At 67.4% G+C, this 18,853-nt stretch carries 15 protein-coding genes, 1 tRNA gene, 1 pseudogene and 1 riboswitch; of the genes and pseudogenes, 4 read left to right on the top strand and 13 right to left on the bottom strand.

Annotation, left to right across the window (positions count from 1 at the left end; genetic code table 11):
- Nucleotides 1-25: 25 nt before the first annotated feature.
- The 4 genes from sucD to AC5RT8_RS05105 all read right to left on the bottom strand — a co-directional run bounded on the left by sucD (nt 26) and on the right by AC5RT8_RS05105 (nt 5,699).
- Nucleotides 26-928 carry a succinate--CoA ligase subunit alpha gene (gene sucD, locus AC5RT8_RS05120; protein WP_494094631.1) on the bottom strand — a complete coding sequence of 301 codons (903 nt, stop codon included), beginning with the start codon at nt 926-928 and terminating at the stop codon, nt 26-28.
- A 35-nt stretch (nt 929-963) separates the two neighbouring features.
- The gene (sucC, locus tag AC5RT8_RS05115) at nt 964-2,133 is read right to left on the bottom strand and encodes an ADP-forming succinate--CoA ligase subunit beta (RefSeq protein ID WP_494094630.1); all 1,170 of its coding nucleotides are present in this window, start codon (nt 2,131-2,133) and stop codon (nt 964-966) included.
- 202 nt (nt 2,134-2,335) lie between these two features.
- Entirely contained in the window at nt 2,336-4,786 is a 2,451-nt protein-coding gene (gene pcrA / locus AC5RT8_RS05110) for a DNA helicase PcrA (RefSeq protein WP_494094629.1), read from the bottom strand.
- 109 nt (nt 4,787-4,895) lie between these two features.
- Nucleotides 4,896-5,699, bottom strand: a complete 804-nt coding sequence (locus AC5RT8_RS05105) for an inositol monophosphatase family protein (RefSeq protein WP_494094628.1) — start codon at nt 5,697-5,699, stop codon at nt 4,896-4,898.
- Nucleotides 5,700-5,788: 89 nt separating this feature from the next.
- Between AC5RT8_RS05105 and AC5RT8_RS05100 the strand changes: the two genes are divergently transcribed.
- Nucleotides 5,789-6,433, top strand: coding sequence for a hypothetical protein (locus AC5RT8_RS05100; RefSeq protein ID WP_494094627.1), 645 nt, complete (start codon nt 5,789-5,791; stop codon nt 6,431-6,433).
- Nucleotides 6,434-6,454: 21 nt separating this feature from the next.
- Here the strand turns inward: AC5RT8_RS05100 and AC5RT8_RS05095 are convergent.
- Nucleotides 6,455-8,416, bottom strand: a pseudogene (locus tag AC5RT8_RS05095) (MMPL family transporter); the annotation flags it as partial.
- A gap of 84 nt (nt 8,417-8,500) precedes the next feature.
- Between AC5RT8_RS05095 and AC5RT8_RS05090 the strand changes: the two are divergent.
- Both AC5RT8_RS05090 and AC5RT8_RS05085 read left to right on the top strand, forming a co-directional pair.
- Nucleotides 8,501-9,034 (top strand): MarR family winged helix-turn-helix transcriptional regulator, encoded by a 534-nt coding sequence (locus AC5RT8_RS05090; RefSeq protein WP_494094626.1) that lies wholly within the window; start codon nt 8,501-8,503, stop codon nt 9,032-9,034.
- A 32-nt stretch (nt 9,035-9,066) separates the two neighbouring features.
- Nucleotides 9,067-9,140, top strand: a tRNA-Arg gene (locus tag AC5RT8_RS05085).
- A 45-nt stretch (nt 9,141-9,185) separates the two neighbouring features.
- Here AC5RT8_RS05085 and AC5RT8_RS05080 read toward each other — a convergent pair.
- Entirely contained in the window at nt 9,186-11,069 is a 1,884-nt protein-coding gene (locus AC5RT8_RS05080) for an ABC transporter ATP-binding protein (RefSeq protein ID WP_494094625.1), read from the bottom strand.
- A gap of 292 nt (nt 11,070-11,361) precedes the next feature.
- Here AC5RT8_RS05080 and AC5RT8_RS05075 point away from each other — a divergent pair, with 292 nt between their 5' ends.
- Complete coding sequence (locus AC5RT8_RS05075; RefSeq protein ID WP_494094624.1) at nt 11,362-12,978, top strand: ATP-binding protein; 1,617 nt, start codon at nt 11,362-11,364, stop codon at nt 12,976-12,978.
- Between the two features lie 33 nt (nt 12,979-13,011).
- Here the strand turns inward: AC5RT8_RS05075 and fdhD are convergent, their stop codons facing one another.
- From fdhD to AC5RT8_RS05040, 7 genes are all read right to left on the bottom strand, one after another.
- Nucleotides 13,012-13,857 (bottom strand): formate dehydrogenase accessory sulfurtransferase FdhD, encoded by an 846-nt coding sequence (fdhD, locus tag AC5RT8_RS05070; RefSeq protein WP_494094623.1) that lies wholly within the window; start codon nt 13,855-13,857, stop codon nt 13,012-13,014.
- 96 nt (nt 13,858-13,953) lie between these two features.
- Nucleotides 13,954-15,249 (bottom strand): molybdopterin molybdotransferase MoeA, encoded by a 1,296-nt coding sequence (locus AC5RT8_RS05065; protein ID WP_494094622.1) that lies wholly within the window; start codon nt 15,247-15,249, stop codon nt 13,954-13,956.
- Nucleotides 15,246-15,530, bottom strand: coding sequence for a DUF6457 domain-containing protein (locus AC5RT8_RS05060; protein WP_494094621.1), 285 nt, complete (start codon nt 15,528-15,530; stop codon nt 15,246-15,248). Before AC5RT8_RS05060 ends, AC5RT8_RS05065 begins: the two co-directional genes overlap by 4 nt.
- Nucleotides 15,531-15,566: 36 nt before the next feature.
- Nucleotides 15,567-16,292, bottom strand: coding sequence for a molybdenum cofactor guanylyltransferase (mobA, locus tag AC5RT8_RS05055; RefSeq protein ID WP_494094620.1), 726 nt, complete (start codon nt 16,290-16,292; stop codon nt 15,567-15,569).
- Nucleotides 16,292-16,792 carry an HNH endonuclease gene (locus AC5RT8_RS05050; protein ID WP_494094619.1) on the bottom strand — a complete coding sequence of 167 codons (501 nt, stop codon included), beginning with the start codon at nt 16,790-16,792 and terminating at the stop codon, nt 16,292-16,294. Before AC5RT8_RS05050 ends, mobA begins: the two co-directional genes overlap by 1 nt.
- Nucleotides 16,793-17,014: 222 nt before the next feature.
- Nucleotides 17,015-17,809 carry an NlpC/P60 family protein gene (locus AC5RT8_RS05045; protein WP_494094618.1) on the bottom strand — a complete coding sequence of 265 codons (795 nt, stop codon included), beginning with the start codon at nt 17,807-17,809 and terminating at the stop codon, nt 17,015-17,017.
- Nucleotides 17,810-17,821: 12 nt separating this feature from the next.
- Nucleotides 17,822-18,625, bottom strand: coding sequence for an NlpC/P60 family protein (locus AC5RT8_RS05040; RefSeq protein WP_494094617.1), 804 nt, complete (start codon nt 18,623-18,625; stop codon nt 17,822-17,824).
- A gap of 3 nt (nt 18,626-18,628) precedes the next feature.
- Nucleotides 18,629-18,788, bottom strand: a riboswitch (cyclic di-AMP (ydaO/yuaA leader).
- Between the last annotated feature and the right edge of the window lie 65 nt (nt 18,789-18,853).

Genomic DNA, 18,853 nt, shown 5'->3' with positions numbered 1-18,853 from the left:
GGACGGGGGCATGCGCCGAAAAGAACTACAGGGCTGCGTAGACTTCGCGCAGCAGCGTGGCGGTCTCGGACGGCGTCTTGCCGACCTTCACGCCTGCAGCTTCGAGGGCTTCCTTCTTGGCCTGGGCGGTTCCGGCGGAACCGGAAACGATGGCGCCTGCGTGGCCCATGGTCTTGCCTTCGGGAGCCGTGAAGCCGGCCACGTAGCCGACAACGGGCTTGGTGACGTTGGCCTTGATGAACTCGGCGGCACGCTCTTCGGCGTCGCCGCCGATTTCGCCGATCATCACGATGGCCTTGGTTTCGGGATCCGCTTCGAACGCAGCCAGGGCGTCAATGTGGGTGGTGCCGATGACCGGGTCGCCGCCGATGCCGATGGCGGTGGAGAAGCCCAGGTCGCGCAGCTCGTACATCATCTGGTAGGTCAGGGTGCCGGACTTGGAGACCAGGCCGATCGGGCCCTTGCCGGTGATGTTGGCGGGCGTGATGCCGACCAGCGCTTCGCCGGGGGTGATGATGCCGGGGCAGTTCGGGCCGATGATGCGGGTGACCTGGTTGCCGTCGGCGTCCACCTTGGACTGGGCATGGGCCCAGAACTCGGCCGAATCCTGCACCGGAACGCCTTCGGTGATGACGACGACGAGGCCGATGCCGGCGTCGATCGCTTCCATCACGGCGTCCTTGGTGAAGGCCGGCGGTACGAAGACGATGGAGACGTCCGCGTCGGTCTTGTCCATGGCTTCGGCGACGGTGCCGAAGACGGGCAGTTCAACGTCGCCGTGGGTGACGGTGGTGCCGGCCTTGCGGGCGTTGACGCCGCCGACAACCTGGGTCCCGGCCTTGAGCATCAGGGCGGTGTGCTTGGTGCCTTCGCCGCCGGTGATGCCCTGAACGATGACCTTGGAGTCCTTGTTCAAGTAGATAGACATAGGTGATTCTCTCTTCTAGGTTTCGACAGGCTCGGTTAGCGGGCGGCGTGAGCGAGCTCGGCGGCCTTGTCGGCGCCTTCGTCCATGGTGGTGGCCAGGGTGACCAGCGGGTGGTTGGCCTCGGCGAGGATGCGGCGGCCTTCGTCGACGTTGTTGCCGTCGAGGCGGACAACCAGCGGCTTGTTGGCTTCGTCGCCCAGGATTTCCAGGGCCTTGACGATGCCGTTGGCCACGGCGTCACAGGCGGTGATGCCGCCGAAGACGTTCACGAACACGGAGCGGACCTGGGAGTCATTCAGGATGACGTCCAGGCCGGCAGCCATGACGGAGGCGGACGCGCCGCCGCCGATGTCCAGGAAGTTGGCGGGACGCACGTTGCCGTGCTTTTCGCCGGCGTAGGCGACGACGTCGAGCGTGGACATGACCAGGCCGGCGCCGTTGCCGATGATGCCCACTTCGCCGTCCAGCTTGACGTAGTTAAGGTCGTTTTCCTTGGCCTTGGCTTCGAGCGGGTCCGCGGCGTCCTTGTCTTCCAGTGCGGCGTGGCCGGGCTGGCGGAAGTCGGCGTTTTCGTCGAGGGAGACCTTGCCGTCGAGGGCGAGGATCTGCCCGTTGCCGGTCTTCACCAGCGGGTTGACCTCGACGAGGGTGGCGTCTTCCTTGGTGAAGACATCCCACAGCTTGATGATGGCGTCCATGACGCCTTCACGCAGCTCGGGAGCGAAACCGGCGGCGTCGACAATTTCCGCAGCCTTGGCGGAATCGATGCCCACGGCGGGATCAACGGCAACGCGGGCCAGTGCGTCGGGACGCTCCACGGCCAGCTGCTCGATTTCCATGCCGCCTTCCACCGAGCACATGGCCAGGTAGTTGCGGTTTGCGCGGTCCAGCAGGACCGAGAAGTAGTATTCCTCGGCGATGTCGGCGCCCTGGGCGATCATGACCGTGTGGACGGTGTGGCCCTTGATGTCCATGCCGAGGATGTTGGATGCATGCTCGAAGGCTTCATCGGCGGTCTTGGCGACCTTCACGCCGCCGGCCTTGCCTCGGCCACCAACCTTGACCTGCGCCTTGACGACTACAAAGCCGCCGATCTTCTCAGCAGCAGCTTTGGCTTCTTCAGGAGTGTGCGCCACGATTCCGGCGAGCACGGGTACACCGTGCGCCTCAAACATATCGCGCGCCTGATATTCAAACAGGTCCACGGGCTAGTGTCCTTCTACGTCGAAGTAGGGTTTACATGCGATCCGGAAGATCGCCGAGCAGATGCATCCGGCCGGTCTGCCCCACGAGGAACTTTAGTCCCTCAGGGCTGAAGGCCGATCCCAGAGTACCCCTTTCGTGATAAAGGACACAGTTCTATCGTTTGTAGAAATTGGGCACTTTAGGTTATGAAAATCTTCCCGCTCAAACCTCTTTAGTCAGCGGCGCGTACCGCAGCAGGAGGCGTTTTTCGCCGACGTCGAACTTCACCTTGGCCACCGTCTTGTCTCCCGCGCCTTCCACGGCCAGCACGGTGCCGGACCCGAAGGACGTGTGGTTGACCCGATCCCCGGCGGCCACGGAGACGACTTCCTTCTGCGGCTGCACGCGGCCGATGGCCTTGGCCACGGGCGAGTTGGCGGTGCTGCCGCCGGTGCCCATGGGGGATCCCGCCCCCCAGGAGGATCCGCTGTAGCGGCTGGAAGTGATGCTGCCCCCGCCGCCCCAGGTGGGACGGTCCATGCCCTCGCGCTTCCATTCGATCAGCTCCGGCGGCACTTCTCCGACGAACTGGCTGGCCGGGTTGTACTGGCTCTGGCCCCACATACTGCGGACCTCGGACCGGGTGAGGTACAGGCGCTGCCGGGCCCGGGTCAGTCCCACATAGGCCAGCCGGCGCTCTTCAGCCAGTTCCGCCGGATCGGTCGCCGAACGCTGGTGCGGGAACAAACCCTGTTCCATGCCGGTGAGGAACACCACCGGGAATTCCAGGCCCTTGGCGGTGTGCAGGGTCATCAGGGTCACCACGCCCTGCCGCCGGGATTCCTCGACGGCGGCGGCGACTTCCTCCGCCGAACCGCCCGGGGCGTCGGGGATGGAATCGGCGTCCGCCACCAGGGAGACCTGCTCCAGGAACTCGCCGAGCGAGCCCTCGGGGTTGTCGCGCTCGTATTCGCGGACCACCGCCACCAGTTCGGCCAGGTTCTCCACCCGGGACTCGTCCTGCGGGTCGCTGCTGGACCGCAGCTGGGCCAGGTAGCCGGTCTGTTCGAGGACGGCCTCCAGCGCGGCGGATGCGCCGGAGCCGCTGGCGACCTCCGCGAGGTCATCAATGAGTTTCACGAAGCCGTTAATGGAATTGAGCGAACGGGTGGCCAGTCCCGGAGCTTCCTCGGCACGGCGCAGGGCGGCCATGAAGGAGATCCGTTCCCGCTCGGCCAGCGCGGCCACGGAGTATTCGGCGCGGTCACCGATGCCGCGCTTGGGTTCGTTGAGGATCCGGCGCAGGTTCACGACGTCGTCGGAGTTCACCAGCACGCGCAGGTACGCCAGGGCATCCTTGATTTCCTTGCGTTCGTAGAACCGGGTGCCGCCGACCACCTTGTAGGGCAGCCCTACGCGCACCAGGACGTCTTCGAGGGAACGGGACTGGGCGTTGGTCCGGTAGAACACGGCGACGTCGCCGGGGCGCAGGTTTTCCTCGTCCTGCAGCCGGTCGATCTCCTCGGCAATGAACCGGGCTTCCTCGTGTTCGTTCTCGCCCACGTAGCCGATGATCTTCTCGCCGTCGCCCTCCGCGGTCCACAACCGCTTCTCCGGCCGGTTGGGGTTGCGGGAGATGACCGCGTTCGCCGCGTTGAGGATGGTCTGCGTGGAGCGGTAGTTCTGCTCCAGCAGGATGGTCCGCGCGCTCGGGTAGTCCTTCTCGAAGTCATTGATGTTGCGCACGTCGGCGCCGCGGAAGGCGTAGATGGACTGGTCGGAGTCACCCACCACGGTCAGCTCGGCCGGCGGCACGTCCAGGGCGTCGTCGTCGGACCCTACGAGCTCGCGGACCAGTGCGTACTGGGCGTGGTTGGTGTCCTGGTATTCGTCCACGAGAATGTGGCGGAAGCGCCGGCGGTAGTACTCGGCCACGCCGGGGAAGGCGCGGAACATAAACACGGTCTGCGCAATCAGGTCATCGAAGTCCATGGCGTTGGCCTGGCGCATCCGCTGGGCATAGCCCTTGTAGACCTCGGCAACGGCGGATTCGAACGGATCGGCGTAGTTGGCCGTGTCGGCGTAGGACTCTTCGTCGATGAGTTCGTTCTTCAGCGCGGAAATCTTGTTCATGATCGACTTGGGCGTGAACCGCTTCGGGTCCAGGTCCAGGCCCTTGGCCACGAGCGTGATCAGGCGCAGCGAATCGGCCGAGTCATAGATGGAGAAGTTCGAGTTCATCCCCACTGTCTTGGCTTCCCGGCGCAGGATCCGGACGCAGGAGGAGTGGAAGGTGGAAATCCACATGGTCTTGGCGACGCCGCCGACCAGGTTTTCGATCCGCTCCCGCATTTCCGCGGCGGCCTTGTTGGTGAAGGTGATGGCCAGGATCTGCCCCGGGTTGGACCGCCCGGTGGCCAGCAGGTAGGCGATCCGGTGGCTGAGCACCCGCGTCTTGCCGGATCCGGCGCCGGCGACGATCAGCAGCGGGGAACCTGCGTGTTTGACCGCTTCCTCCTGCTGGGGGTTCAACCCCTGCAGCAGGTCCGCAGCGCGGCTTTCATCCGCATGGGAGGAGCCCCTGCGCTCGGTGCCGGGGTGCGGCGCCGTTGCGGCAGGCGACGGTTCGGCTTTGCGGGGTGCGGGAAAGAGTGGATCAAAGAGATAGTCCATGATGGCTTTAAGTCTAGGCGCTGCGGCGGACATTCCGGCGAGCAGGCAACCGGAGGCTCCGCGGACCGGCCGGCGTCGGTCCTGCGGATGCCCGCAGAGCGCCTGCGCTTCACGCCGCGGTTAGGGCTCCGTGGATTTCGCGCACGGCCGAAGCGGTCCCGGCGATGTGCCAGCGGAAGCCGTTGACTTCAACGACGGCGGTGCTGCCGCCGGCTGCCAGCACAATGGCCTTGCCGGGGAGCCAGTCCCATTCCGGGCAGCTGTGCTGGAACCAGGCTCCGGACTGGCCGGTCGCCACGCGGGCCAGGTCGCAGGAGCCGGATCCCATCATCCGGATGGTCGCGGCGCGGGAGGCCGCCGCCGTCCAGGGGCCGGTTACCTCGGGACGCAGCAGCCAGGTGGGGTGGATGTAGGTTCCGGCCGAGAGGCGGTCCAGCGGCTCGTCGGCCGGCGGGACGATGACCGAGCCGTTGAGGGTGGCCGGGGCTCCCTTGCCTCCGATCCACAGCTGGTCCTCCTGCGGCTGGTAAATGGCACCGAGCAGGACCTCCGGATCCCCGGGCGTCTCGTGCGGGCCCGGTTCGGTCCGCAGCGCGATCGCCGAGCACCAGTAGGTGGAGCCGGCAAAGAAGTTGTAGGTTCCGTCCACCGGGTCAATGACCCAGGACCTGCCGGAGGTGCCCTGGTGGCTGGCGCCTTCCTCCCCCACGATTCCGTCCTCGGGCCGCAGCTCGCGCAGGCGTTGGACGACCAGGGCCTCGGCTTCGCGGTCCGCGGCGGTGACGACGTCGGACACGGAGGTTTTTTCGCTCGCGGTGAGGCCTTCGGCACGCATCCGAAGGGCAAGCCGACCGGCTTCGCGGACCAGCTGGGCGGCCAGGGCAAGGTCTTCGGCAGGCGCAACGGCAGTCATACCCCCAGCGTAGCCGTCCGCTACCGCCCCGGACAGGAGGCCGTTGGGCGGGGAAGCATGGCCCGCGCGGGTGCGGCCATACTGTATCTATGGGAAAAACCGCCGCACAGCGCGCTGCCAAACACGGACCACAGGCCGGCTTCGGCCCAACGGGAAAGCCGGGACCCGCAGGGGCTGGCCCGGGAACCGGGCCGCAGGGCAAGAGCAGCCCCGGACTCATCGTCGTTGCCGGGGTGGTGACCACCCTGTTCCTGTTCTGGTACCTGCACCTGCTGGTCCTGGGACAGTTGACCCAGCTCTCGGACGGGCTGGCCATGCCCGATTCGATGGTCTTCGGCTATGGCCAGGAGCATCTGGCCGCCCTTCGTGCGGCGATGGACGCCGATGCGCTGGGCCAGCTCAGCTACGTGCACAAGACCGCCGGCACGCTGTTCCCCCTGGTCTTCGGCCTGACCTGGCTGCTGATCATCGGGCTGAACACCCAGCGCAGGGCGCTGCGCTGGGTGCTCTTTAGTGCGCCGATCCTTTTCGTGGTGGCCGATCTCTGGGAGAACATTGCCATCGACAACGCCCTCGGTGCAGCTGAGCTATCCGGCGGCGATGCCGCTTTGGCCGGCGCGCTGACCCTCGCCCGCTGGATCCTGCTCGGCCTCAGCCTGGTGGCGTCCGTGGTGGCTGTCTTTACCCGCCGGGTGGGACGGCCACCAGAACTTGTCGCCCAGGACAAAGGTTAGGGCCGGGACCACCACGGTCCGTACCAGCAGGGTGTCGAACAGGACGCCGATGGCCACGATGATGCCCACCTGGGTCAGGGTCACCAGCGGGAGGACGCCGAGGACCGCGAACACGGCAGCCAGCAGGATGCCCGCGCTCGTGATCACGCCGCCGGTGGAGCGCAGGGCCGCCAGCATGCCCTGCTTGGTGCCCATGGTGACCGCGTTCTCCCGTGCCCGGGTGGTCAGGAAGATGTTGTAGTCCACGCCCAGGGCCACCAGGAACAGGAACGAGTAGAGCAGCGTCTGCACGTCCATGGCCGGGAAGTCCAGCACGTTCTCGAACACCAGCCAGCTGAGCCCGGTCGCAGCCAGGAAGGTCAGCAGCACGGAGGCCACCAGCAGCACCGGCGCGACGAGGGAACGCAGCAGGATCATCAGGACCAGGAAGACCAGCACAATCACGGAGGTGCCCACCAGGACGGTGTCGTGCTGGTTCGCCGCAAGCTGGTCCACCCGCTCGGCAGCCTCTCCCCCCACCAGGGCCTCATAGTCCTGCCCGGCCAGATCCTCGCGCAGGTCGGTGATGAAGGTGTTGGCTTCGTCGGTGCCGGCTTCGTATCCGGTAATCAGCTCCACGCGGGTGCGTCCGTCATGTTCGGTGCCGGGCGTAGCGGAGGTGACGCCTTCCAGCCCGGAAAGCTCGGTGACGGCCTCATCCACGGAATCGGTGTCCACCAGGACGGTGACGGGCGAGGAGGAGCCGGCGGGGAAGCCTTCGGAGAGGGTTTCCGCTGCGGTCACTGCCTGCGGCTTTTCGCGGAACTGTTCGTTCTCGCTCAAACCGATCTGCAGGGTGAACAGGGCGCTGCCCAGTGCCAGCAGGACGATGACGGCGGTGCCGGCAATGGTCTTGGGCCGGCGTGCGGTGGCTTCGCCCAGGCGGCCCCAGAACTTGCCTTCCTTGGCCGGGTCCCCGACCTTGGGTACGAACGGCCAGAAGAGTTTGCGGCCCAGGAGGACCAGGGCAACCGGCAGCAGGAACAGGGCGCTGAGGATCGCCAGGACAATGCCGATGGCTGCGGAGAAGCCCAGGCCGCGGTAGCTCTGGGTATCGGTGAACAGCAGGGTCAGCAGCGCCAGGATGACGGTCCCGCCGCTGGCGATGATTGCCTCACGCGTACGGGTCAGGGCCTTGCGCATGGCCTCGTACACCGAGTCATGGGCGCGCAGTTCCTCCCGGTAGCGGGCAATCAGCAGCAGCGCATAGTTGGTGGCGGCACCGAACACCAGCACGCTGGTGATACCGACGGCGGACGGGTCCACGGTGATCCCGGTGGCCGGAGCCAGCAGGTCCACCACCTTGGCCGCCAGCTGTTCGATGGCACCGACAATGGCCAGGGGCACAATCCAGAGCCACGGCGAGCGGTAAGTGATCAGCAGCAGTATGGCGACGACGCCGGCCGTGACGGTCAGCAGCACGAAGTTCGCCCCCGAGAACACCCCGGCCAGGTCGGCGCTGAAGGCCGCCCCGCCGGTCAGTTCCGCTTTGACGCCTTCCGGCGCTGCATCGGAAACGACGCTTCGCAGGTCCTCGACCTCGGCGGACACGGCATCGCCGTCGTCCGCGGCCGCCTGCAGCGTCAGCGGAACAATCGCAACGAGCTTGTTCTCCGAGACCACCGGCGGCACCTGCGGCGGCGGGCCGGAGGCGCCGGCCTCCGTGGCCGCGGCGTTGATTTCCGCGATCCCCGCGGTGTCCGCGTCCGTCAGCGGCCCGCCGTCCTCACGGGAGACCACCACGATGGCGGAAGATTCCTGTGCATCGGGGAATTCCTCGAGCAGCTCCTGTACCTGGGTGGACTGGTATTTATCGTCCAGTCCGCCTACGCCGGTGGCGTCGTTTTCCTCTGCCGGCAGGGCGAACAAGCCGACGATGACGGCCACCCCGATCAACAGAGTGATCCACGCCGACTTGGCGTTCTTCACTATCCCTGCGTACATCTGCTTCTCCCAGCCGTCCGAAGTATCTCCGATTGAAAGTATCTCAGATATCGAGATACTTCAATTCCCAGTTACTATTGGGCTGTGGAGGACAAAGAGCTACGACGCGATATCGTCGACGCGCTCCGCGGCATGAGCTTGGACGGCCAGCGTGTCGCGGATGCTTTCGCGCACGCGCACGGACTCAATGCAACGGACATGCGCGCACTGGTGCTCATCATGGAAGCCGAAATCCGGGATCAGGCGCTGACGGCGGGCCAGCTCAGTGCCCGCCTGGGCACCTCCTCGGGCACCACCACGGCAGTGATCGACCGCTTGGAGCGCATCGGGCACATTCACCGCAACCGCACCCACGCGGACAGGCGGAAGGTGACACTGCACTTCGAACCGCTGGCCATGCAGCTCGCCGGTGCCTACTTCGGCCCGCTCGGTGCGCTCACCGACGAGGTCCTGTCGAGGTACACGGAGACCGAACTGCGCACCATCCTCGGCTTCATGCAGGCGATCCGGGCCAGCTATGCCCAGCATATTGCGGGACTGCAGCTAACCGGATCCCCGGCCGCGGTTCCCGGGGACGCACCGAACGGGCTGCAACCAGAGCCCGGAAGAAACGGGTAAGCTGGTAGCGCCCGCCGGTAGCCCGGCGGTCCGCCTCCGTAGCTCAGTAGGATAGAGCGGCCCTCTCCTAAAGGGCAGGTCGTCGGTTCGATTCCGGCCGGGGGCACTTTTTTCTTTAACCACCGGCAGGAGTCCGGCTCCCTGCGAACCGCTACTCCGCCGCTTCCGTCTCCGGCTCGGCCGCGAACTGGGTGTTGTACAACTCCGCATAGCGTCCGTCCTGCGCAAGGAGCTGCGCATGCGTTCCCTGTTCGGCAATCCGTCCGCCCTCGATCACCAGGATCCGGTCGGCGTTGCGGATGGTGGAGAGCCGGTGGGCAATGACCACGGCGGTCCGTCCCTCCAGCGCCTCTCCCAGTGCCGCCTGGACGGCTGCCTCGGACGTGGAATCCAGCGCGGCGGTGGCTTCGTCCAGGATCACGATCCGGGGCTGGGCCAGCAGGAGCCGGGCAATCGTCATGCGCTGGCGTTCACCGCCGGAGAGCCGGTAGCCGCGCTCCCCCACAAGCGTCTCCAGGCCGTCCGGCAGCGAACGGACCATATCCTCCAGCCGGGCCCGGCGGAGGGCATCCCAGACCTCCTCCTCGCTGGCCTCGGGGCGGGCCAGGAGCAGGTTGGCCCGGATGGTCTCGTGGAACAGATGCCCGTCCTGGGTCACCATGCCCAGAGCCTGCCGGATGCCCGCGAAACTCAGGTCCCGCACATCGGTGCCCGAAAAGCGCACCGCGCCCGAATCGACGTCGTACAGCCGTGCCAGCAACTGCGCAATGGTTGATTTCCCTGCTCCCGAGGTCCCGACCAGGGCCACGGTCTGCCCCGGCTCAACCCGGAAGGACACTCCGTGCAGCACCTCCTCCCCGCCTCGGGTATCCAGGACGGCCACCTCCTCCAGGGACGCGAGCGAGACTTTCTCCGCCGTGGGGTAAGCGAACCGGACGTCGTCGAACTCCACGCTCAGCGGTCCCGCCGGCACCGGAGCCGGGGAGTCCTTCTCACGGATCAGCGGGCGGAGGTCCAGGATCTCGAAAACCCGCTCAAAGCTGACCACGGCGCTCATGATTTCCACCCGGGCGTTGGCCAGCGAGGTCAGCGGCGCGTACAGGCGGGTCAGCAGCAGCGCCAGGGTCACGACGTCGCCCGTGTTCAGGCTCCCGCGCAGCGCCAGGTAGCCGCCGAGTCCGTAAACCAAAGCCAGGGCCAGCGCGGAGACCAGGGTCAGCGCGGTCACGAACACCGCCTGCATCATAGCCATCTTCACCCCGATGTCTCGCACCCGGGAGGCGCGGACCGCGAACTCGCGGGATTCGGCGTCGGGCCGGCCGAACAGCTTGACCAGGGTGGCGCCGGGGGCGGAGAACCTCTCGGTCATCTGCGTGCCCATGGAGGCGTTGTGGTTGGCGGCCTCCCGGCGCAGGGCGGCGAGCCGGCCCCCCATCCGCCGTGCCGGGAGCAGGAACACCGGCAGCAGCAGCATGGCCAGCACCGTGACCTGCCAGGAGGTTCCGAGCATCACGATCAGGGTCAGCACCAGTGCGACGACGTTGCTCACCACACCGGAAAGGGTTCCGCTGAACGCCTGCTGGGCTCCGATCACGTCATTGTTGAGCCGGCTGACCAGCGCACCCGTCCGGGTGCGGGTGAAGAAGGCAACGGGCATCTTCTGCACGTGGTCGAACACGGCCGTGCGCAGGTCGAGGATGACGCTCTCGCCGATGCGGGAGGAGAACCAGCGCGTGGCCAGGGTGACGGCCGCGTCGGCGACGGCGACGGCGGCAATCAGCAGCGCGAGCCGGATCACCACGCCGGGAGCGGTGCCGGCCACGATGGAGTTGACCACTTCGCCCGCCAGGACCGGCGTGGCCACGGCCAGGAATGCCCCCGCCACCGACAAGAGCACGAACCCGAGGAGCCGCGTCCGGTAGGGAGCTGCGAAACGGACAATCCGCTTCAGCGTCTCCCTCGATATTTTCCCGTCGCCGCCCTTGGCGCGGGAGATCTGCATCAGCGAACCCCACGCTGCGCCTTCCATACTCATGTCGCATCCTCCGTAATCTGCACGTTCCAGCTTAAGCCCGTACGGGGGAGGATTCCGGGCGATCGCCAGGGGCTGAACACCGCAGCAATACCTCCTGCCGGACGGTGAGTCACATCACTTCCAGCTTCCCGGGGGCTGTTACACTTCCTATCGCTGCCCCTTGAGCTCAACCGGGCGCTGACGAAAGGTCGTTATGTCCCCGGCACTGACTCCTCCTGCTTTCCCGTCCGCCGACTCATCGACGGAGGGCGATAAACCCGGCGCCGGGTCCCGCCCCAAAGCGTTGGTGGCCGTGGAGGACCCACAGGTCTTCTCCGTTGTGGCCGGCATTCTTTCCGACGCCGGACTGGAAGCGGTCCCGGTGCAGGACGTGGATGAGGCCATGAAAGCTGCCCGGGCTGCCTCGCCGGTGCTGGCAGTGGTGGACTCCACCGTCCGCGAGGTTGCCGGCATGGACATGCTCAAGCGGCTGCGGCATGAGCCCGCCATCACCAAGCTGCCGGTCATCCTGGTGGCCGGCGAGGCCGGCGTGGACATGGACTTCATGGTGGAACTGGGCATAGCGGACTTCGTGGCGAGTCCGGTGGATCCCGAGGACCTCGCCCGGCGGGTAAACCTGATCCTGGCCACCGCCCAGGCACGCCGCGGGCGGCGGATGGCAGCGGCCCGACTGAGGGAGGATACCCGCCGCATTTCCGCTGCGATCCGGGCCACGAACGATCCCCAGCAAATGGCCGAGGTGGTGGTTCACGGGCTCGGGGCCACGTTCGAAGCCGATCATGTCCTGCTCGTGACGTTTCCGGATGAACGCGTTCCGGAACTGGCGCTGAGCTGGAGCCGGGAGGAAGCCGTCGCCGCGGGTATGCCCGAGCTGGGCGGCCACAGCGCCGGGGAGCTGGCCGAGGCCTTGTGGGAGCGCGGCCGTGCACTGGCGGTGGAGGATCACCGCTCCCCCTCCGATGAGCCGCTGCCGGTCAGCCCGGCGGCGTGTGCCGCGGGGCTGCGGAACTCGGTCATTGTTCCGCTGGGCCACGGGGACAAGGCGTTCGGCCTGCTCTGGCTTGCCGGGGAGGGCGCCCCGCGGGACTGGACCAGTACGGAGATTTCCCTGATCCAGCATGTCAGCGGAAACCTCGCACACGGCCTTGTGCAGGGCAACCTCATCACCGCCCAGCGGATGGTGCTCAAACGCCAGCGCGACCTTGACCAGGCCAAGACCGATTTCGTGGCCACGGTCAACCATGAACTGCGGACGCCGCTGACCTCGATCACCGGGTATCTGGACCTCATCCTTGACGGCTCCGGCGGGGACCTGCCGGACGGCGTTGCCCAGATGCTCAAGATCGTGGGACGCAACGCCGTACGGCTCAATCAGCTGATCAGCGACCTGCTGACCATCTCCCGGCAGGATGCGCACGAGAGCAGCCTCGAGGTGGAAGAAGTGGACCTGGAGGAACTCCTCCGCGCCGTTGCGGCCTCACTGGCGCCCGCCGCCGGCACCAGCAACCTGGACCTGCGCCTGGAACTTGGTTCCGAGGCCCTGCTGGTGGACGGAGACCGGGCCCAGCTGGAGCAGGTATTCACCAATCTCTGCTCCAACGCGGTGAAATTCACGCCGGCCGGCGGATCAGTGGAAGTGAGTGCCGCTCTGGTGCAGACCGACGCCGCCGGTCCCGGTGTGCGGGTGCAGGTCCGGGATACCGGCATAGGCATTCCCGAGGCCGACCTGCCCAACCTGTTCCGGCGTTTTTTCCGTGCCTCGAATGCCACCTCCGCTGCCATCCCGGGGACCGGGCTGGGCCTGGCCATTGTCCAGGACATCGTGCTCCAGCACGGCGGCGAACTGGGCATCGTGTCGACGGTGGGACAGGGCACAACAGCCACCGTCCAGCTCCCGGCCGCCCGCTAGGGAATCCGAAGCGGCGGCCGGAAACCCGGGTGCCTACACCGCGGCAGGAGCTGCTGCGAGGATCCGTTCCGGCGCGGAATAGCAGTTCAGGGACGCGCCGCGGCTGAAGCCGATCAGCGTCATTCCGCCGTCCTTGGCAAGCTCCACGGAGAGGGCGGACGGCGCACTGACGGCCGCGAGCACCGGAATCCCTGCCAGCTGGGCCTTCTGGACCAGCTCGAAGGACGCCCGCCCGGACACCTGCAGCACCATGCCGCGCAGCGGAAGCATCCCGGCGCGCAGCGCCCAGCCCACCACCTTGTCCACGGCGTTGTGCCGGCCCACGTCTTCACGCAGACACAGCAGCTCGCCGTCGGCGTTGAACAGCCCTGCCGCATGGACGCCGCCGGTCCGGTCGAAGACCTTCTGCCCTTCACGCAGCCGGTCCGGCAGGGCCGCAAGCATGTCCAGCGGCAGCCGGACCTGGTCCTCGGACGGGTGGAAATGCGAAGACTTCCGCACGGCCTCAATGGACGCAGTGCCGCAGATGCCGCAGGAACTGGACGTGTAGACGTGCCGTTCCATTCCGGTATCCGGAAGCTTGGTGCCGGGCCGGAGCTGGACGTCCACCACGTTGAAGGTCTGGTTGCCTTCCTCATCCACGCCGGAGCAGTACCGCAGGCTGACCAGCTGCGCCGGGTCCCAGATCACTCCTTCGGACACCAGGAAGCCGGCGACCAGGTCGAAATCGTCACCGGGCGTCCGCATGGTGACGGTGAAGGACTTGCCTCCGATCCGGATTTCCAGCGGTTCCTCTCCTGCCAGTACGTCGTCCCGCCGGCTGACGTTGCCGTCCAGCCGGAAGCGCGTAACCCGTCCTCGTTGGGTAACCCGTCCCATGATGTCTTCCTGTCTTTGATGCTGTGGTTCTGTAGCCGGGCCGCTGATGCTGCCCGGGTTCTCCGTTGTCCGGGGTTACCCCTTCGCCGCCGGAACTTACCCCGCCGGTGCGCGGTTGACCTGCCATGGCAGGGGCAGCGCCATGACGGCCTGGTCCCGGATACAGCCTTCCGGCGGCACCACCATTACGGCGTCGGCTTCGGCCAGGCCGCGGAGCATCCCGGACCGGAAATAGGGAGAAGGCATGGCCCTGTCCTCCTGGATGGTGCACGGCACCACACGGGTCCTTCCGGGCAGCGGTTCCAGGTCCACGCCGGCCAGGACATGGCGCTCACGGGAAATCGGGGCGCCCCGGAGTCCGTCCAGCAGCGGCTGGACGATGGTGAAGACAGCCATCATGGCCGCCAGCGGGTTTCCGGGCAGCGCCACCAGCAGCCGTCCGTCCCGCAGGCGGGCGAGCATGGTGGGGTGCCCCGGACGCATCGCAATTCCGTCGATGAGGAGCTCAGCGTCGACCTCTTCCAGGGCACGGCGCAGGTGGTCCGCGGCGGACCGCCCGGTGCCGCCCGTGGTGACGAGGACGTCGCCGGAAGACATGGCGATGGAGTCTTCATCGGTGGCCTCGCTGCTCAGCGCGGCCACCACTTCCTCCAGCCGGTCCGGGAGGCGGCGCACGATGTCGATCCGCCCGCCCAGCATCGTGATCAGCTGCGGCAGCTGCGGGCCGAAGGTGTCGCGGACCTGGCCCGGCTCGGGCAGGCCTGCTTCGATGACCTCGTCACCGGTCAGCAGCAGGGACACGCGCGGGGAGCGCAGCACCGGCAGCGTGTCATGTCCGCATACGGCGGCCAGGGCAATGTGTGCGGGGTTGAGCAGCTTCCCGGCAGGAATGGCGGTCTCCCCCGCCGATGCCTCTTCGCCGGCAGGCCGGATATGCTCTCCGGCCCGCGGTTCCGACTCCCGTGCCCGTTCGCCGAGCGTAAGCACCGGCGGCGTGGCAGCGGAGACCGCGCCGCTTTCGGAGCGCAGCACGGCTTCGGCGCCGTCCGGGATCAGTCCGCCGGTAAGGATCTCCACGGCTTCGCCCGGCTGCAGGGCGCGGCGCCCGGATTCCCGGTGGACCTGCCAGCGTTCGATTTCGGGTTCCTCGTGGCTGATGACTGTCCACGGCGGCGGACCGGCGACGGCCCACCCGTCCATGGCCGCCGAGCCGTAGTGCGGAACGGGCTGCAGGGCCACTGTGTCGAGGGCCAGGATCCGGCCGAGCGCCTCGTCCAGGGGCACGGTTTCATAGGGCAGCGGGCGGGCGGCCGCATAGGCGGCGTGCCGGGCCTGGGCCCACGACGCGTTGGGCCCGGCAGGAAGGATCACGGGCGCGGCGGAGTCGCTCACTGTGTGTCTCCTTCGGCGGCGGCGGCACGGCACTGGTCGGCGGCCACCGCCATGGCCGAGCGCATGGCAACGGCACCGTCGGCCTGCCCGGTACCGGCTGCAAGGCCTGCGGCGTATCCGGCAATGTAGGTGGTCAGCGGCGCCGCCGGCCGTACCACGCTGTGCGCGGCTGCCGCGGCCAGGTCGAGGACAGCAGAGACATCCACCGGCGTGCCTTCAAGTTCCAATGCCTGCAGCAGCCTGCTGCTCCAGGCCTCGAGTTGTTCCTTCTGGCTTGCCATTCGTGCTCCTTCGTATCGCTTGGGGACTGCCCGGTCCTACGGCAGGTCCCCGGCGCTCACACCTAGGGACTGTGCATCGTTCCAGGTGTCAACATCGGCTGTACTTCCCGGGGGAACATCAATACCCCTCCATTGCACCCTAGCAAGCAACGCCTTCATGGACTTGTTCGCCAACCCTTCCGAAGCGGCGGACCGGACGGCGGCGCGCAGTTCCGCCGTACGGTACAGCGCTGCCAGCGGCTGGCGGTTTCCGGTGGAATCCACTGCCAGCAGGCTCTCCGCCGGGGCGGCGTCCGCCGGGGCGGCGTCCGCCGGGGCGGCGTCCGCCGCTGCCAGCAGGACCCGTACGGCCGCAGCAACCCGGGGCATGTCGCAGGCCAAGACCAACGTCCACGGGCAGCTGCCGCCCTGGTCTCCCCCGCCGTCGTCGTCACGGGCGTTGCCGTCTCCGTCACCGCTGGCCTCGAGGGCAGCCAGGGCGGTGACGGCGGCTGCAACCGCCGCGGCCGGCCCGGCGTAGGCCGGTTCTTCGCGGACGAGCACCGGTGTCCCCGGGACCCTGCCGACAGGGGCTGCCGTTAACAGGGCCGCCAGCTCGGGCGGCCCGGCGACGGCGACGTGCCGCGCACCGGCCGCAGCGGCAAGGGTGCTCTCCAGCAGGGTCCGGCCCTCAGCCAGCAGCAGTGCCTTGGGGGTGCCGCCGAGGCGCGTGGACCGGCCGCCGGCGAGGATAACCGCGTCGTAGCGGAGGGCAGCCGGCATCAGGCAGCCGTATCGTTCTGCAGGAACGGATCCCACTGCGGGGAAGGACGTTCGAGTTCCCGGATCTGCCAGCGCGCACCCCGGGGCGCCTTCGGCACGGTCCGCAGTTCCCAGCCCAACTGGGCCAGTGTCCGGTCCCCTTTGGTGTTATTGCAGCGCAGGCAGCACGCAACCAGGTTTTCCCAGCTGTCGTCGCCGCCGCGGGAGCGCGGGACTACGTGGTCAACGGTGGCGGCAGCCTTGCCGCAGTATGCGCATTCGTGGTTGTCCCGGCGCAGTACGCCCCGGCGCGTGGCAACAGTGCCCTCGCGGTAAGGGATCTTGACGTAACGGTGAAGGAGGATGACCGACGGCCGGGGAAGGATTTCGTTGGGGCCAACCACCGGCTCGCCGCTTTCCAGCACCACGCTTGCCTTTCCGTTCAAAACCAGCACCAAAGCGCGGCGGAAGGTGATCACGGCCAGTGGTTCGTATCCAGCATTCAGAACGAGAGTGCGCATGCACATACCTCTTCGTCTGCCGCCCACGAACCGGTGAGTACAAGACACCGTTCCACAGACGGCACTTCGGATTGTCTATGCAAGAGTAGAACGGGAACGCGATCTTGGCCATTTAGCCCTGCGTTACGGCAGCCGGCGCACCGTTGGCGGTGGCCCGTACCGGTTTAACGCGGCAGGGCCCCTCTCGAAAGAGGGGCCCTGCCGCTGAGTTGCCGGAACTGCCTAGCCGCCGACCCGGATGTAGACGCCACCCGAACCGAGTTCGGCCGGAGCCACGACGGTGGAGCCGCCGTTGAAACCGCCGTGCACTGCCTGTCCACCGCCGACATAGACAGCAATGTGGGCCATGCCCATCCCGCCGTCGGCGTAGTAGATCAGGTCGCCGGGCATAGCCTCAGCTGCGCTCACCGTCCGTCCAAGGGAGAGGTAGCTGGCAGGCCAGCCGTGGTGGCTGATTCCGGCCGCGGCCAAAGCATTGGTCACCAACATGGTGCAGTCCTGATTGACCCCAAGCTGCGCATAGGCAGCGGCGGCAATCGTGGACGCTGCACCGGACGGGGCAGCCGGCGCCGGCTGGGCGGCGGAGGCCGTGCTGAGGCTGGGAGCCGCAGCACCGGCATTGCCGCCGGCCTGCTGGACGGGAGCAGCGGCTGCTTCCTGGGCACCGGCCGCGGGTGCGGCGGCAGCTGCTGCCTCAAGCGCGGGCACCGGCTCTTCCACGGGTGCCGGCGTCGAACCCGAGATACCGGCGCGTTCGAACGACACGGCCACGTCCGCAGGGACGTGGAGTGACGTGGAAAGGTTCAGTGCGCTGGTCCGGACGTCGCGGGGTGCGTCTGCACCGGAGGCGTTGGCAGCAACACCGGTTGTCAGCACCAGCCCCGAGGCTGCCGCGATGACGGCTGCCTGGCGGCCCACTGTTCCGGCATTGGCACTGACGGCGCCGGCGAAGGCGTTCAGCGTGGTGGCGCGTGCCACCGGCGCCCGGTGGCGGGCGCGCTCAATCGACGAGGTCATGATGTCCCGGGCTTAGCTCACGCGGACGAAGCTGGCGCCCGGCAGATCGGAGAGGCTGTGCAGTCCGGTGTTCATGCCGTTCAGGCCACCGCTGATGACCTGGCCGTTGCCCACGTAGATGGCAACGTGGCCGGCGGTGATCACAAGGTCACCGGGAGCCGGGGAGGAAACCACGGAACCGTACTGGAAGAACTGGCCCGGAGCGAGGTCGCCAACGGACTTGCCCACGGAGCGGAGTGCCTTCTCGACCATGGCGGTGCAGTCCTGTGCAACGCCGATCTGGCCGTAGGCCGAAGCCACCAGGCCGGAGGCGACGTTTCCGGAGGCCGGTGCTTCAACTGCGGCGGCAGGCGCGGCGTTGCTGGCGGCCTGGAAGGTGACGCCGGCTGCCGGAGCGGCCGGAGCGGCCGTCTGGGCTGCGGCGTTGCGGGTGGCGGTCTGGGCTTCAGCAGCCTGGGCTGCGGCCAGTTCTTCGGCTGCCTGGGCTGCGGCCTCTTCAGCGGCAACCTGTGCGCGGTAGTCAGCGCCGGAAGTCGAGCTGGGGGCCACCAGGGGAAGCTGGAACGGTGCGTCGGCGGGAGCGGTGACGCTGCCGGCCACGATGTTCAGGGGGGTTGCTGCGAGTGCCTGGCGGTCCGTGCTTACGGAAGCCTGTGCAGGAAGTCCGGCAGCCAGCACGAGGCCGGATGCTGCAACTACGACGGCGGCCTGGCGGCCTACGGTTCCGGCGTTGCTGCTGACTGCCTTGGAAAGTGCAGTGATCGGGTTGGTCTGTACGGTGGCAGCACGACGGCGGCCATGAGCGTTTGATGACACAGGTTTGCCTCTCCCAATTGCCTACGAGGTGAGCTGTCGGATTCGGATGGGAGTCACCCGGTTGCCCGGCCTAATGGCCTTTTGCAACTTAACCCCAAGGGTTTCTTGCGAAACCCGAAATTGGTTCCCCCGCCTCTGCCATGCGATTCTGCGAACGGACTTCAAACAGTGGCAGAGCTAGGCGATCTGTTCGAAGGTGCCCCATCGTTGGCGAATCAGGCACGAGGA

This window comes from Arthrobacter sp. Ms25, assembly GCF_059090365.1.
Note: the sequence above shows the minus strand (reverse complement) of the source record. Positions and strands in the feature narration are given on the sequence as shown.

Bases quoted from the DNA above. Each gene is read 5' to 3' on its own strand.
- fdhD (WP_494094623.1), bottom strand. From the start codon at position 13,857: ATGGGACGGGTTACCCAACGAGGACGGGTTACGCGCTTCCGGCTGGAC.
- AC5RT8_RS05080 (WP_494094625.1), bottom strand. From the start codon at position 11,069: ATGAGTATGGAAGGCGCAGCGTGGGGTTCGCTGATGCAGATCTCCCGC.
- AC5RT8_RS05105 (WP_494094628.1), bottom strand. From the start codon at position 5,699: ATGACTGCCGTTGCGCCTGCCGAAGACCTTGCCCTGGCCGCCCAGCTG.
- sucD (WP_494094631.1), bottom strand. From the start codon at position 928: ATGTCTATCTACTTGAACAAGGACTCCAAGGTCATCGTTCAGGGCATC.
- AC5RT8_RS05045 (WP_494094618.1), bottom strand. From the start codon at position 17,809: ATGACCTCGTCGATTGAGCGCGCCCGCCACCGGGCGCCGGTGGCACGC.
- mobA (WP_494094620.1), bottom strand. From the start codon at position 16,292: ATGCCGGCTGCCCTCCGCTACGACGCGGTTATCCTCGCCGGCGGCCGG.
- pcrA (WP_494094629.1), bottom strand. From the start codon at position 4,786: ATGGACTATCTCTTTGATCCACTCTTTCCCGCACCCCGCAAAGCCGAA.
- AC5RT8_RS05060 (WP_494094621.1), bottom strand. From the start codon at position 15,530: ATGGCAAGCCAGAAGGAACAACTCGAGGCCTGGAGCAGCAGGCTGCTG.
- AC5RT8_RS05100 (WP_494094627.1), top strand. From the start codon at position 5,789: ATGGGAAAAACCGCCGCACAGCGCGCTGCCAAACACGGACCACAGGCC.
- AC5RT8_RS05050 (WP_494094619.1), bottom strand. From the start codon at position 16,792: ATGCGCACTCTCGTTCTGAATGCTGGATACGAACCACTGGCCGTGATC.